This is a genomic window from Paraglaciecola sp. QJM3NY_14 (assembly GCF_056173245.1).
Genome location: NZ_CM149664.1, coordinates 2474922 through 2489803 on the forward strand (window position 1 = coordinate 2474922; position 14882 = coordinate 2489803).

The 14882-nt window shown below is 43.7% G+C and carries 17 protein-coding genes; 4 read left to right on the plus strand and 13 right to left on the minus strand.

What is annotated here, in order from left to right; genetic code table 11:
- Positions 1-51 precede the first annotated feature (51 nt).
- From AC0VYA_RS10360 to AC0VYA_RS10370, 3 genes are read left to right on the plus strand one after another with little or no spacing between them, the layout of a single operon-like run.
- Positions 52-795: a hypothetical protein gene (locus tag AC0VYA_RS10360; protein ID WP_475490949.1), complete on the plus strand. Its 744-nt coding sequence runs from the start codon at positions 52-54 to the stop codon at positions 793-795.
- Positions 788-1648, plus strand: a complete 861-nt coding sequence (locus tag AC0VYA_RS10365) for a glucosaminidase domain-containing protein (protein ID WP_473480442.1) — start codon at positions 788-790, stop codon at positions 1646-1648. Before AC0VYA_RS10360 ends, AC0VYA_RS10365 begins: the two co-directional genes overlap by 8 nt.
- Positions 1645-2316, plus strand: coding sequence for a DUF2987 domain-containing protein (locus tag AC0VYA_RS10370; RefSeq protein ID WP_475490950.1), 672 nt, complete (start codon positions 1645-1647; stop codon positions 2314-2316). Before AC0VYA_RS10365 ends, AC0VYA_RS10370 begins: the two co-directional genes overlap by 4 nt.
- Positions 2317-2535: 219 nt before the next feature.
- Here the strand turns inward: AC0VYA_RS10370 and AC0VYA_RS10375 are convergent, their stop codons facing one another.
- The 11 genes from AC0VYA_RS10375 to ccoN all read right to left on the minus strand — a co-directional run bounded on the left by AC0VYA_RS10375 (position 2536) and on the right by ccoN (position 12997).
- Complete coding sequence (locus tag AC0VYA_RS10375; protein WP_475490951.1) at positions 2536-3519, minus strand: patatin-like phospholipase family protein; 984 nt, start codon at positions 3517-3519, stop codon at positions 2536-2538.
- Between the two features lie 10 nt (positions 3520-3529).
- Positions 3530-4486, minus strand: coding sequence for a tRNA 2-thiocytidine(32) synthetase TtcA (gene ttcA / locus AC0VYA_RS10380; RefSeq protein ID WP_475490952.1), 957 nt, complete (start codon positions 4484-4486; stop codon positions 3530-3532).
- Positions 4487-4850: 364 nt separating this feature from the next.
- Entirely contained in the window at positions 4851-5786 is a 936-nt protein-coding gene (uspE, locus tag AC0VYA_RS10385; RefSeq protein ID WP_475490953.1) for a universal stress protein UspE, read from the minus strand.
- A gap of 162 nt (positions 5787-5948) precedes the next feature.
- On the minus strand, positions 5949-6611 hold the full coding sequence (locus AC0VYA_RS10390) for a sulfite exporter TauE/SafE family protein (RefSeq protein WP_475490954.1): 663 nt from the start codon (positions 6609-6611) through the stop codon (positions 5949-5951).
- A complete protein-coding gene (ccoS, locus tag AC0VYA_RS10395) occupies positions 6598-6846 on the minus strand; it encodes a cbb3-type cytochrome oxidase assembly protein CcoS (RefSeq protein WP_475490955.1) in 249 nt (82 codons plus the stop codon). The genes AC0VYA_RS10390 and ccoS overlap by 14 nt, the downstream gene beginning before the upstream one ends.
- A 17-nt stretch (positions 6847-6863) precedes the next feature.
- Positions 6864-9239: a heavy metal translocating P-type ATPase gene (locus tag AC0VYA_RS10400; RefSeq protein ID WP_475490956.1), complete on the minus strand. Its 2376-nt coding sequence runs from the start codon at positions 9237-9239 to the stop codon at positions 6864-6866.
- The gene (locus AC0VYA_RS10405) at positions 9239-9748 is read right to left on the minus strand and encodes a FixH family protein (RefSeq protein ID WP_475490957.1); all 510 of its coding nucleotides are present in this window, start codon (positions 9746-9748) and stop codon (positions 9239-9241) included. Before AC0VYA_RS10405 ends, AC0VYA_RS10400 begins: the two co-directional genes overlap by 1 nt.
- A 71-nt stretch (positions 9749-9819) precedes the next feature.
- Positions 9820-10773, minus strand: coding sequence for a cytochrome-c oxidase, cbb3-type subunit III (gene ccoP, locus AC0VYA_RS10410; RefSeq protein ID WP_006993929.1), 954 nt, complete (start codon positions 10771-10773; stop codon positions 9820-9822).
- Positions 10766-10939 (minus strand): CcoQ/FixQ family Cbb3-type cytochrome c oxidase assembly chaperone, encoded by a 174-nt coding sequence (locus AC0VYA_RS10415; RefSeq protein WP_006993928.1) that lies wholly within the window; start codon positions 10937-10939, stop codon positions 10766-10768. Before AC0VYA_RS10415 ends, ccoP begins: the two co-directional genes overlap by 8 nt.
- Before the next feature lies 1 nt (position 10940).
- Entirely contained in the window at positions 10941-11546 is a 606-nt protein-coding gene (gene ccoO / locus AC0VYA_RS10420; RefSeq protein WP_011574878.1) for a cytochrome-c oxidase, cbb3-type subunit II, read from the minus strand.
- A gap of 11 nt (positions 11547-11557) precedes the next feature.
- On the minus strand, positions 11558-12997 hold the full coding sequence (gene ccoN, locus AC0VYA_RS10425) for a cytochrome-c oxidase, cbb3-type subunit I (RefSeq protein WP_011574879.1): 1440 nt from the start codon (positions 12995-12997) through the stop codon (positions 11558-11560).
- Positions 12998-13236: 239 nt separating this feature from the next.
- On the opposite strand from ccoN, the gene AC0VYA_RS10430 reads away from it, so the two are divergent.
- Positions 13237-13698, plus strand: coding sequence for a hypothetical protein (locus AC0VYA_RS10430; RefSeq protein ID WP_475490958.1), 462 nt, complete (start codon positions 13237-13239; stop codon positions 13696-13698).
- A 167-nt stretch (positions 13699-13865) separates the two neighbouring features.
- Here the strand turns inward: AC0VYA_RS10430 and bfr (AC0VYA_RS10435) are convergent, their stop codons facing one another.
- Positions 13866-14333 (minus strand): bacterioferritin, encoded by a 468-nt coding sequence (gene bfr, locus AC0VYA_RS10435; protein ID WP_475490959.1) that lies wholly within the window; start codon positions 14331-14333, stop codon positions 13866-13868.
- Positions 14333-14812 (minus strand): bacterioferritin, encoded by a 480-nt coding sequence (gene bfr, locus AC0VYA_RS10440; RefSeq protein ID WP_473480459.1) that lies wholly within the window; start codon positions 14810-14812, stop codon positions 14333-14335. Before bfr (AC0VYA_RS10440) ends, bfr (AC0VYA_RS10435) begins: the two co-directional genes overlap by 1 nt.
- Positions 14813-14882: the final 70 nt, after the last annotated feature.

The window sequence follows — 14882 nt, forward strand, 5'->3', positions numbered from 1 at the left end:
TTTCTGCATTTCAGATAAAATAATTAAGTCGTAAGAGCAAAAGGTAATTTGGTGGAAAAAAACAATAAAAACACACTGGGCGGTGACATTAATCAATCGTTGTCTGGCGATACGCAGCTTGATCTCAATGCATGCGTTAAAGAAGGCTGGTTACTGTCAAAACGTCACTTTTATCGTATTTTGCAAGGGGCATTATTCACCTTAGGCATGATCCTGCTGTTGCTGATGTTGATAGGTCGATTCGTCAGCATTGAAGAATTACAAAACCCGTCGGTGTCCCTCAGTTTCGGCCTAAACTTGCTTTTTACACTCATTACCACGCCGCTTATCACTGCGCTAATGATGATGGGGATTGGCCATAGCGTTGGCCTACAAGTGGCCTTTATGAGCTTGGTAAAGCGAATGGCGGGGTCGGCTATGTTGATTTTCTGTGCTTTGATGCTAGGTGCTCTAGTCAATTTGGGATTGGGCTTATATATTTTGCCTGGGATATATCTGGCTATGTCCACCGGATTTACCCTAATTCTTTTAGTTGAAAAGAAATACCGACCCAGCCAAGCCATATTGGTATCAATGCGAGTGTTTAATCGCTATTGGTTGTCGTTGAGCCAGTTTTATATTGTCTCTTTTGTCCTCTTTATTGCAGGCCTGTTTACCTTTGGTATTGCGCTTGTTTGGATTGTGCCTTGGTACCTTCATACTAAAGGCGTGTTGTACCGTACTTTGTTTGGTGTTGAAGTCAGTGGCCAACCTTCGGATAAAACAGACAATAAAGACTCGGTTTTTTATGCATAACACCCATAAAACATATCAAAAATTTCGATATTTTGCAGTCGCATGTGGCCTGTTCGCCATTATGTATATTGCCGATGATTATTTTAAAAACCAATTGCCTGATACTGCACTGCAACTCAGTGACGATGAGATGCGTATTTTAATTGATGATATTGGCCGGCAGTCTCAAGCTTCCCCTCATTCCCTTGAGGCCAAAAAAATCCCAAACTTCAAAAAATATGATGACGTCATTGAAAAGAAGCGTGCATTTTTCGCCTATTTATTACCTGAAATACAACATCAAAATACGGTAACATTGATTAAGCGCCGCGCGGTCAAAAGCATCGCCCAACAACTTGAAGCCCATCATACTTTAAGCCCCTTTACTGTTAAATTGCTGAAAAATATGCGCCGCGAGTACAAGATTGACAAGGGTTTGACAGATCTTCAAGCGACAGCAGTGTTGCTGCATCGGGTAGATATGATCCCCCCTGAGCTGGTGCTCATTCAAGCGGCTAACGAATCAGGATGGGGCACATCTCGCTTCGCCAGAAAGGGCTATAACTTCTTTGGCTTGTGGTGTTTTAAAAAAGGTTGCGGTTTTGTTCCTAAGCGCAGAAATGAAGGCACTGTGCACGAAGTGGCAAAATTTAAAGACTTATCCCACGCAGTTAAAACCTATATCAGAAACCTAAACCGACATTATGCTTATAAGGAACTACGGGATATTCGCGCTGACCTTCGCGCTCAAGATAAAACAATTACCGCTAGCGCGTTAGTGCATGGCTTGCAAAGCTATTCAGAGCGCGGCCAAGATTATATCGATGAATTATTAAGCATGATGAGAGTCAATAAAGAGTACATGAATTTATGAAAAAGTGGTTATTAGCCGCTTGGGTCATACCAAGCTGCTTCGCAGTAGCGCAACAACAAAGTCACAATCAATCATCAATCGCGAAAACGCCTACATTAAATGTTGAGTACAGCAGTTTTTACAGTCATGTGCGCAAATTGGATGACAAAGATACCAGTGCTCTACAATTTGCGTTTGGCTTCAAGCACGTGCAGAGCAAAGCGCTTTGTCATATTACTCAGGCGTATATTCACACTCAAAAGCAGGATATTCCACTCACGGTTACAAACGAACAACGCTTTACTGTACCTAGTGAAAAAGCCTTGAATATGGCGAAAGCCCAAGTCGCGTTAACGTTGACTGAGCCTGCGAATCAATGTGATATGTCAGTGCAGCTTGAAACCAAGCCAGAGTGGCTAAAAAGGCAATATACTGCAGACGAATTAGCAACCCTGTTCACTCAATACCAAACTTTCTTTGATGACATGGGCAGTTTTCTGTCGTTTCTGATGCCCTCTGTCGATGGGCTAGTCGTGCACTTCTCTGACCTTTCCCTCAACAAAACGCTTGCGGACGGTGCTGTAATCGAACATGGCAGTTTGCACCTTTCTAAGGACTGGTTGAACGAGAAACACAGCTTGGAATTACCGGTTTCACCGTTACGCATAACCGCTAAGACCACTAAGTAAGCTGGTTTTTATATTAAATGTCTGTTTTATAAAGGCTAGTGAAGATGCTAGCCTTATAAGCGGATAATCTGTGATGCTATGAAACAAAAAAGTATACAATCGACACCATGCTAGGCAAAAAAGCTAACATATTTAGTCATAAATCAGATGCCAAATTGCTTCAGGTAAACGCGTTAACGCAACCACTGTAAACGGCTCATTAGTAGTGTGTTGTCTGAACTAATCTAAGCGTAATTGATAGCGAATTTGATCAGCAATACGCTTTACACTGTTTCGACCTTCTTCAATTAGTTCTCCCGCCCGGTAGAACTCCATCATGCCGAAATCACGTAGTTGTGGCTCTATCAGAATATCAGGGGGATTACCGGCTAAACGTGAACGGGTGACACGTGCTTGTAATATATCTAAAGAGCCAGCCATAACACCTATCATGCTGGGGGGATGGTTTTTAGCCGCCCGGGGGCGAGCTGCTTCACTGTGAAGCTCCACATCATCTTGATCATCAGGTTTGCTGTCTTCATCAATGTCTTTGCTGTCTTTGTCTTTCTTATCGCTTTTGAACCATTTTGACAGTGAGTTTTGACTTTTACTGAACATGTCTGAGATTTTTTGTTGATTACGCTCACGTTCTTTTTCGTTGTTATCCATAGCTTGTGGCCGAAAATCAGCACTGAGGTTAACGGCAAAAACAATATCTGCACCTAAGTGACGACATAAGTTTACGGGGACCGGGTTAACCACACCACCGTCAACTAGCCAGCGGTCGTTGAAGGTTGTAGGGGGGAATAAGCCTGGAATAGCACAAGATGCGCGCACCGCATCAACCACAGAGCCAGTTAAAAAATTGATTTCTCGGCCGCTGTATAAATCGGTTGCGACACAAGCAAACGGTTTACATAGCTCTTCAAACGTTTCTTCACTGAAGTTATCTTGCAATGCTTTGAAAACTTTCAAACCACTGACTAAACCGCCGCGGTACAAGCCGACACCCATTAATGCAAACACTTGCCATTCGGTTAAACTGCGAACCCACTCTTCTAATGGGTCTAGTTTGTTCGACGAATAGGCTGCGCCAACGTAAGCACCAATTGAGCAACCGGCAACGACATCAATTTTTATCCCCAGCTCTTCAAGCGCTTGGATCACACCTATGTGTGCCCAGCCACGAGCGGCTCCACTGCCGAGGGCTATTCCTATCTTCAATGTGTGGCTCCTAATCTATTCGTGTAATGGGGACTGCCAAGGTATCCACTTTTGTTACGGGCGTTAATTCAAGGGGATCAAACGCGGTATCGCCTTCAATGCTTGTGCTGTTGCTGTGGTCAAGATCATTGAAATCAAACGCACTAGGGTCTGCTAGATGTGACGGCACGACATTCTGCAGCGCCTTAAACATGGTTTCAATACGACCAGGAAATTGCGTATTCCATTGCGCTAACATTAGTTTGACTTGCTTACGTTGTAAGTTTTCTTGAGAGCCGCATAGGTTACAGGGGATAATAGGGAAGCCTGATAAAATCGAATAATCCGCAATATCTTGTTCAGCACAATAGGCAAGGGGGCGGATCACCACATTGCGGCCATCATCACTGGTTAACTTGGGTGGCATAGATTTTAAACGTCCATTATGAAACATGTTCAAGAACAATGTTTCGAGCATATCATCCCGGTGGTGACCCAAAGCGATTTTTGTGACGCCCATTTTAATCGCGTTGGAATACAAAATTCCGCGACGCAAACGTGAGCAAAGCGAGCAGGTCGTTTTTCCTTCAGGTACCTTATCTACGACGATTGAGTACGTATCTTCTTCGATAATGGCGAAGTCTACGCCTAGGCTCTTAAGATAATTTGGTAAAACGTGCTCGGGAAAGCCAGGTTGTTTCTGATCTAGGTTTACAGCAATAATCGAAAAGCTAATCGGGGCAGCCTTTTGCATATGTAACAACATGTCGAGCATGGTGTAACTGTCTTTACCTCCTGATAAGCACAGCATGACTTTGTCGCCTTCTTCAATCATATTAAAATCAGCGATGGCTTGACCGGTTTTACGACGAAGTTTTGTTGTGAGTTTTTTTAGGCGCTTGTTGTGTTGGTCTGTCGCATCAGTGTGTGATGAGGTGAGGTGCTTACTTGGCGCGGTGTCAGGTTTGGTACTAGAAACATGGTTCATGGATTAGGCAACTGTTGGATAATAAAAAGAAAATACCAAAGGATTATAGCGAAGTTATTGGTTTAATTTAAGCGACATTCACTTGCTAAAGCACAAAGGTGCTTGTCGTATCCTCGAATTTTTGAGCACTTTTTCTGAAGAGGTCAAATCGTTTTGGTCGATTTCGAAAATCTCAGTTTCATTGAGTTTGAGCGAAACACGCTTAAATTGACCATTTTTACCGAAAGTGCCCTCAAGCGCTATGTGCTAACAGCCGATGACCTAGATAAAACACGCTGGACCCCAAGTACAAAGGGTATTCTAATGTAATACTAAGCAACCTTCGCGGCGGTCTAAAGAAGTGGACTATCACTCATTATTCTTTTCAAGAGCAGTCCACCGGGGACTCGTAACCGTCAGGTTTGATGGCCAGTACGTCACAATTTAGCTTATCAATGACATGTTCAGCAGTATTGCCGATCAATACCCCTGAAATACCTTGACGCCCAACAGTGCCAAGGATCACAAGCTCAGTATCAATTTTTTCAGCAAGGGCAGGGATAACGTCTTCTGGTAATCCTTCTTCAATATGACTACATATTTCAGGAATGGCGTGTTTTTGAGCGTGTCGCGTCATGGCACCTTGATGATGGTCTTTGACTGAATCACTGTACACTTGTGGGTCAAACTCAGGAATTTCGATGGCAATGTTAACTGGCGTGCCGGGATACGCATTGACTAAATGCACTTCTGCTGAGAGTAACCCAGCAAACGCTTTGGCAGTGCGTGTTACGCAATCGTTGAGGGCGGTATGGTCGTCATCTTCAACACCCACGCTAACAGCCGCAAGTACTTTGCCCCCTGTGGGCCAATCATGATCTTTAACCAATAAAACCGGCACAGGGCTTTTTCGCATAATATGCCAATCTGTGGGGGTAAAAATAACCGCTTTGAGGGTGTCATTGAGTTGCGTGCCTTTCACGATCAGGTCGTAGTCATGTTTGATAACACGGCAAATAATGCTTTCCCACGCGCGATTATGCCACTCTACATTCAGATCAATTTTAATTCCGTGTTGTTTCTCAATGGGCGCTACCATTTCAGCGAGCCAAGCGCTTTTGTCTTCAATCACAGCGAAACGCATATTTTCGCGTTCGTCAGTGGACAACATAGTGGTCATTTCGTATGACAAGTCATAAATGGGTAAAAACGCAGTGATTTTGGCGCGGGTTATTTGTGCGATTTCGATGGCACGCAAAAGCGATTTTTGCTCTTCGTCTTCAGGATCGATAACTGCGAGTATTTTTTGATATTTCATCATTATTCTCCGTCGCTGATGTGACACTTTGAGTGTATGAGAGTAACGTTATAATTGCCATTTAAGTTACTATTTTACTGATTTAACGCAAGTTATTTTGATAAAAGGCGATGCGCTAGTTAGAAACGGTAAGTGAAAACGAGTATGGTCATCGGCGTCAACAGATTAGGCATAAGCTTGCCAGAGCATATATAGCCCGAACACCAGCAAGCATATTGCAACCACTTGACGGGTTTTAGGGGCCGCTAAAATCTGTTTAATCGATTCTACGCCCGCCGCCATAACCACTAAAGCCGGTAATGTGCCCAAACCAAAGAACAGCATGACTAAAGCGCCATTTATAAAGCTACCACTGGCTAAACTCCAAGTTAGTGTCGAGTAGACTAAGCCGCAGGGAAGCCAGCCCCAAATAATGCCATAGGGCAGCGCATAAAGCGGGTTTTTAAAAGGTAGTAATGCTTTAGAAAGTGGACGAATGTGAACCCAAAGTTTTGCGCCAACTCTTTCTACATAATGTAAACCCCGCCACCAGTTTCCCACATAACATGCCATTGCAATTAGAAATAAGGCACTGATGGTGTGTAGCAGTGGTATGGCTTTTAATATTTCAGCTCGCTCAACAATACTGCCTAAATAGCCGGTCAGAGCACCTAAAGCGGTATAACTGGCGATACGACCTACATTATAGGTTAATACATAAGGCCACTGTTTTGCCCCTTTTGGCACCGCAAAGCTGAAGGCGCTGACAACGCCGCCACACATACCAAAGCAATGCACACTGCCCGCTAATCCGATTAAAAAGGCTGAAGCAATACTAAGGCTGTTCATTGCCACTCTGGGTTTTTTCGCCTTGGGAGCGGTTCTTATGCTCAGTGGCGGCGAGCGGTTGGCTCGACTGGTTTTTTTGGGTTGATTCGGGTTTTATGTCATCGTCAAAAAGTATGCTGTAGCCATGGCGCTCTAGATCTTCAAACTGGTTACTTTTGACCGCCCAGAAAAAAATCCCGATGGCCAGAGCAACAATAATAATAGCGAGCGGGATTAAGATATAAATGATACTCATGAAGAAGCCTTAGGTGTTTATTTAAGTAACCGCACGGAATTAACCACAACAATAATGGAGCTAAGGGACATACCAATGACTGCCATCCAAGGCGTTAGAGCCCCACTTACTGCTAAGGGAAGTACCAACACATTGTACCCTAAGGCCCAAGCCATATTTTGTCTGATTTTTTGCTTGCAGCGCTGGGCCACAATGAATACATCGGGCAGCTTACCTAACGCATTTTTAAGCAAAATAATATCTGCCGATGATTTTGCTAAATCAGCTCCGGCACCTAAGGTGACAGCTACATCAGCTTGGGCCAATACGGGGGCATCGTTTATACCGTCCCCAATCATCAACACGCTATGCTCGTTTGCTTGTAATTTTTGAACGTAAGCTAGTTTATCCTGTGGCGTTTGTTGAGCCAGCCAATTAGAAATGCCGATATCTGATGCGATTTGACTTACATTTTTTTGATTGTCGCCGCTTAATAACGTGATGTCCTTGCGGCTCATTCGCAATAGCATGTCAGGTACATCAGGTCTAAGTGTGTCGCTTAGCTCAAATCCGCAAACTAGCTCACCGTCGATATGCATAATCACACTGCTAGTTTTTAATGCCGGATCGTTAGGGCGTTCATGACTATGCGCTGCACTTATTTCGACTTGTTGGTGATTAACTATCGCACTTACACCTTCACCCAGGGTAAAGCTGAACGCCTTTACATCAGAGAAAACCGGATATGCTTCAAACGCTTTAGCAATAGGGTGCTCAGAATATTGCTCTACACTGTGAGCGTACATAAGAAGTGTTTCATCATCGAATGATGAAATATTATGTATGGCCGCCAATGACACTTCGCCTTCGGTTAAGGTGCCGGTTTTATCTAATACAATATGATCTACCTGCGTCAGTTGTTCTAGGACATCGGAGCGCTTCAACAGCACCCCTTGTTTGTTCAAATTTGCCATCGCAAATGATAACGCCGAGGGCGTTGCTAGGCCTAGCGCACAGGGGCAGGTAGCGATAAGTACCGAAATAGCAATCCAAAATGCATCAGGATCACCTTGTAACCACCAATAAATAAAACTGCCAGATGCAAAAAACAGTACTGCGACAACGAAGTACTGGGAGAATTGGTCTGCCATGGCGGCAATTCTTGGTTTGTTGGCCATGGCTTGCTCTTGCAAACGGGCAATTTGATTGACTAAAGCGTATTTAAATTGTGAGGTGACTTTTAAGGTCAAAGTACCGCTTTTGTTGATAGTGCCGCCGTATGCCGCATCGCCAACAGTTTTATTGACTGGGTAGAATTCTCCCGTCAGCAGTGATTCATCAACCTGTGCATGCCCGCTTAGCACAGTGCCATCGATAGGCACGGTTTCGCCAGCCTTAACTAAAATAACATCGTCGAGCTGCAGTGATTTTGCAAGCGTTGGCTGAATTTCGTTTTCTACCATCAAATTTGCAGTGAGGGGAATATATTGCAGCATATTAGCCGAAATTTGTGCTGCTTTGTGCCGCGCCTGATGCTCAATAAAACGGCTCACGAGTAACAGGAAGATAAACATACAAACGGACTCAAAATACACCTGCCCCTGTTCGAATACTGTCGCCCAAACGCCAGAAAAATAGGTGGCGAGGAGCGCTATTGACACGGGGACATCCATGTTCACGCTTTTGGCCCTGAGGGCTTTAAAGGCACTTTGATAAAACCCCGCACCCGAATAGAACACCACTGGTGTGCTCAACACCAGACTGATCCAATTGAAAAATGAGCTAGTTTCCCTCTCTAAATCACCAAATAAATCAAAATACACGCCTATTGCAAGCATCATAACTTGCATTGTCATCAAGCCAGCGAGCCCAATACGTTTCAATTGTGCTTTGTGAGATTGTTGAAATAGGGCCTCGTGCTGTTCTTGTTGAAAGGGGCTAGGGTGATAACCAATACGTTCAATGGATGCCATGATCTGGCTCAAGCTTAACGCGTCAGAATACCAACTGACTAATGCGCGGTTCGCCGTAACGTTAACAGAGACTTGCTTAATGCCGCTGACTTTTGATAATTGCTTTTCAATTAACCAACCACATGCAGCACAGCTGATCCCACTCAAGCTAAGTTGAATTTCGCTAATATCACCTTGATGAACAACAAAATCTTGTTGAATACTCTGTTCGTCGAATATGGATAATTGGTCGAGCGTGTCTTGAATATTATCACTGGCTTTTACCCCAGGCTCGGTACGAAATCGGTAATAATCGTCTAAGCCATTCTCTACGATGGCTCGAGCGACCGCTTGGCAGCCTGGGCAACACATTTGCCGCTCTTGGCCTAAAACGGAGACGTTATATTTATCGCCATCTACCGCAGGTAGGCCGCAGTGGTAACAAGATACGCTGTCAGTCATTAGGGATTAAAAGCTATGCTGTCGTCACTTGGAAAAGAAAGTGTCTGTTGAATCTTCCATACTTGATCGTATGGCATCAATGCTACCTGCCATTTACCGGTCAAGTCATTTTCAGCACTGCCACGATAGATGCCTTGAGCATCGCGAAACAAATCAATGGTTTGATCTTTAGGGGCCTGCGTGACGTGATAAAAGGCTAAGCGCAAAGCTGCACCGGTTTGGGGAGCACCGCTGATAAAACGTACACTGACATCTTTTTCAGTGATATTGAGTTCAGTTTGAATGTTAAGGGCTTTTGCGGCTTGAATTTTCTCAAGGCTAATATTGATTGCTTTACCTTGTTTATAGTAATCATCGACTACCATGGCGTCTTGTCCGTCAAACGCGAAACGCAGCATATTAAAGCTTAGAATCATGGAGCACACTGGAATGGTAATAAGAAACCATGGCCAGAATTGTTTATACCATTTTTTGTTATCTGTAATGGACGGCTCAGAAGTAGGGGACATAACAACCTTAAATAAATGATGTATATAAAAAAGCCTCGCACAAGCGAGGCTTATTCTAACCGAAAACGGTGCTATTTATCTTGCGATAAACTGTAAACATATGCTGCAACCAAGTGAATTTTCTCATCTCCCAAGGTTTTCTTGAATGATGGCATTACACCGTTACGACCATAGGTTAAGGTTTCCGTTACCGCTTTGTGGCTGCCGCCATATAACCAAATATTATCGGTTAAGTTCGGCGCGCCAAGTGCTTGATTACCTTTACCGTCAGGACCATGACACGCTGAACAGATAGCAAAACGAACTTTACCTTTTTCAGCTAAGTCTGGGTCAACCTGACGTCCGCTTAGGCTCAATGCATACGCAGCAACTTCTTCAATGCCTTTTTCACCCATAGATGCTAGCTGTGCAGGCATCGCTGCTTGGCGGCCCAAGGTCAAGGTTTCAATAATTTTGGCAGGCGTGCCGCCATATAACCAATCGTGATCCGTTAGGTTAGGGAAACCGCGCTGACCGCGAGCATCAGAACCGTGGCACTGTGAACAGTTTTGGCTAAACAAGCGCTGACCCACTTTTAACGCTTCAGGATCCTTCGCTAATGTTTCGATAGGTTGCTTTGCATACGCATCAAAAATAGGTGCGAAACGCTCTTCGGCAAAATCTAATTCGCGGTCGTATTGAACGATGTCGCCATTTTCTTTTGCATCAATGCGAGCTTGTTCAGACTCCGCCAGTGAACGTATATCTTGGTTAGAACTCTTCCAACCTAGCACACCTTCAAAACTACCTAGCCCAGGGTAAAGTATGAAGTACAAGAAGCCCCAAACGATGGTGGCGTAAAACATAATTGTCCACCAGCGAGGTAACTGATTGTTGATTTCGATGATGCCATCAAATTCATGATGCATATCTTCACCTTCAGCAACGCCGGTTTTATTGCTTAAACACCACCGCAATAACAAAAAACATCCAATAATTGTTCCCAGTGTAATAACTGTGATCCAAATGCTCCAAAAGCTACTCATGTGTGCCTGACTCCCGCTTTTCTTTTTTGTCCTCATCAGCAAAAATCAAATTGGCGGCTTCGTCGAAGCCGGCCTTAGAACGTTTGCTGTAGGCCCAAATAACAATACCTATAAATACAACGAATACGATTAGGGTAAATATGGTTCCTGTAATTGCGTAATCCATATTACTTCAACGCAGTTCCAAGAGACTGTAGGTATGCAACCAACGCATCAATCTCATATTTACCTTCAACCGCAGCTTTCGCCCCTGCAATATCTTCGTCGGTGTAAGGCACACCAAAGTCACGAAATACAGCAAGTTTTTTCGCAGTTAAATCGCCCGAAAGCTGATTTTCAAATAACCACGGAAAACCAGGCATATTCGATTCAGGTACCACATCACGTGGGTTTCTTAAATGAACACGGTGCCATTCATCACTGTAGCGACCACCCACACGGGCCAAATCAGGACCTGTGCGCTTTGAGCCCCACAGGAATGGGTGTTCCCAAACTGACTCACCAGCAACAGAGTAGTGGCCGTAGCGTTCAGTTTCAGCTCGAAAAGGACGGATCATCTGGCTATGACAACCAACACACCCTTCTCGAATGTAAATGTCACGACCTTCCATTTCTAGGGCAGTGTACGGCTCAAGACCATCCACTGGTTTCATTGTTTGTTGTTGAAACATTAACGGGGTGATTTCAACCATGGCACCAAAACTGATGGCGACCAAAATTAAGATTGTTAATAAACCAACGTTCTTTTCTACTATCTCGTGTGCATTCTTCATCTATGCGACTCCTACGCTGGTTGAACTTCGGCGTCTGAACGAGCAGTCTCGTCTTCAGACTTAGAACGGATGGTCATGTAGCAGTTGTAAGCCATAATCAGCATACCAACGACAACAAAGACACCGCCTAGGAAGCGTACAAAGTAGAAAGGTTTAGACGCTTCAAGCGCTTCAACAAAGCTATAGGTAAGTGTGCCATCAGCATTCACCGCGCGCCACATTAGACCTTGTAGAACACCTGACATCCACATCGCTACTATGTATAACACCACGCCAATTGTCGCTAACCAGAAGTGAACGTTGATAAGGTAGATGCTGTGCATTTTGGGTTTATTAAATAGCACAGGAATAAGGTGGTAAATAGAGCCGATAGACACCATCGCTACCCAACCTAATGCACCTGAGTGAACATGTCCTATAGTCCAGTCAGTATAGTGAGACAGTGCATTAACCGTTTTGATTGCCATCATCGGGCCTTCAAACGTAGACATCCCGTAGAATGACAATGAAACCACTAAGAAGCGCAAAATGGGATCGGTGCGCAGTTTATGCCAAGCGCCTGATAGGGTCATAATACCGTTTATCATGCCGCCCCATGAAGGAACGAACAGGATGATGGACATCACCATACCGACAGATTGGGTCCAATCTGGCAAGGCAGTGTAATGAAGGTGATGAGGACCAGCCCAAATGTAAAGTGAAATCAAGGCCCAGAAGTGAACAACTGACAAACGGTAAGAGTACACCGGACGTCCAGCTTGCTTAGGTACGAAGTAGTACATCATCCCTAAGAATCCGGCTGTTAAGAAGAAACCAACAGCGTTGTGTCCATACCACCACTGCATGATGGCATCTACCGCACCAGCATACATTGAATAAGATTTAAACAACGAAACGGGCACGGCCATACTGTTACCAATGTGAAGTACAAGCACGGTAAGGATAAATGCACCGAAGAACCAGTTGGCTACATATATATGAGAAACCTTTCGGATAATCATCGTTCCGAAAAAGTTAATCATGTATGCGGACCACACTAAGGCGATAAGGATATCGATAGGCCACTCTAATTCAGCGTATTCTTTGGTTGAGGTCAAACCCATAGGTAAGGTGACTACCGCCGAAAGAATAACCGCTTGCCATCCCCAAAAAGTGAATGCCGCGAGCTTGTCACTGAATATACGTACCTGAGAGGTACGTTGAACCACATAAAATGAGGTTGCCATCAATGCACACCCACCAAACGCGAAAATAACGGCATTGGTGTGTAAAGGCCTTAAACGTGAAAACGTTAACCATGGTGTGTCAAAATTAAGGGCTGGCCAATATAACTGGGCCGCAATAAACACGCCTAACGACATGCCAATAATGCCCCAGACGACCGTCATAACTGCAAACTGACGAACAACTTTGTAGTTGTAGTCAGGGTGTACTTGAATCGCTTCACTCATTTTAATGAATCTTCCACTTCAATAAGGATGTATGTGTGTCTCGTGTGTGTTCTAGCGCATGTTCGTTTTGTGTATAAGTACATCATTTAAGGTAAGCAATACCCATACACAAAATTAGCATGCTAAAAACCCGCGTATAATAATCAAAATGAGCCCAAAAAGATAGGCTCAAACACACTTGTAAGCCGTGTTTCTATATTGCAAACTTGATACAAATCAAGTTATTAAAATAGCAGCTCGTGAATCGTATAATTATCACTCGTTTTTGGCCATTTGCATTAATTTTACTCATCATTTGTATTGTTTACGTTAATTCAGTCGTTAATGTGAGTGCGCAAAAGGGAGCCCAGTGTCAGTTAAGCGGCACAAACAAGTGCCAGATAGATCTAAATGGCGTGCGATTTTCTGGGCGTTTTTTACAAAATGCTGAAGTTGAAGAGGAACTGAGCATAGAATTGGTCTACCCAAGTCAATACGATTTACAGCAGAGTTACGTGCAAGGTGTGAATATGTATATGGGCCAGACTGCATTGTTGAATAGCAGTGTTTCGACCGTAGACAATAAAACTATCTCAGAGAATCTGTTGTTTCTAGGGGCATGCAGTGAACGAGATATGCGCTGGCAACTAGTGTTACTTTTTGTCAATCCAGCTACAGAGGATGAGAAACGAGTGTTCTTTAACTTTGAAACACATTATTGAGTGGCTATTGAAAATGTCGAAGGTTAGTCATTGGGCGGTTCAAGCACGATGATAATGTTAAGTGTAAAGTAAGCAACCGAGAACTCGTTGTACACGTCAGACTCAAAAAAAATGCCTAGACAGGGGCTGACTAGGCATTGATGACAGAAATAATTTGCTGCTGTAGTTTACATCTGAGACTGCAAGTAATTAGACAGACCAATACGTTTAATTAAACCAAGTTGTTGCTCTAGCCAATGGGCATGATCCATTTCCGTGTCATCGAGTAAAACCATTAACATGTCCCGAGTGACATAATCTCGTTCAGTTTCTGCCAGAGCGATGACTTCTTTTAGTTTGTCACCCACTGCATATTCTACGCGCAAATCACTTTCCAGCATCGAAGGAACATCAGTACCAATCACCAAACCGTCACGATCAACCATGTTCGGCGTGCCTTCAAGAAACAACATACGCTCTATCAACTTAGTTGCATGACCTTTTTCATCATCAAACTCATGATTGATACGTTCATACAATTTGTTTAAGCCCCAGTCTAAGTACATTTGTGAATGTACAAAGTACTGATCCATCGCAGCTAATTCGTAAGCGAGTAGGGCATTAAGGCCTGAAATAACGTTACTTTTACCTTTCATTAGTCTTCCCCTTCAGTCACTTGAGCTTGAAGATAGTTTTGCAAGCCCATGTGTTGTATTTGATATTCTTGCGTCTCAATCCAATCTAGATGATCTTCTTCGTACTCTAGAATATCTTCTAATAGTTCGCGGGACACATAGTCCTGCTCCTGCTCACATAAACTAATGGCGTCTTTGAGCACAGGTATCTGATGTTTTTGAAACGTTGCATCGCATTGCAACATTTCTTCGGTGTCTTCACCGATCAACAACTTGCCTAACATTTGCAAGTTGGGTAAGCCTTGTAAGAATAATACGCGCTCGATGATTGCATCCGCTTGTTTCATATCCTTAATAGACTTCTTATAGCATTTTTTATCTAGCGCATTTAAGCCCCAGTTTTTATACATTCGAGCATGCAGAAAATACTGGTTAATTGACGTAAGCTCGCCAGTTAACACATCGTTTAATGCAGAAACAACTTTTTTGCTGCGCAACATAATTTCACCTATTGAATAGTGTGATAAGGTGCAAAGCAGCCCTATCTGTAACCGAATGCGCGGAGTATAG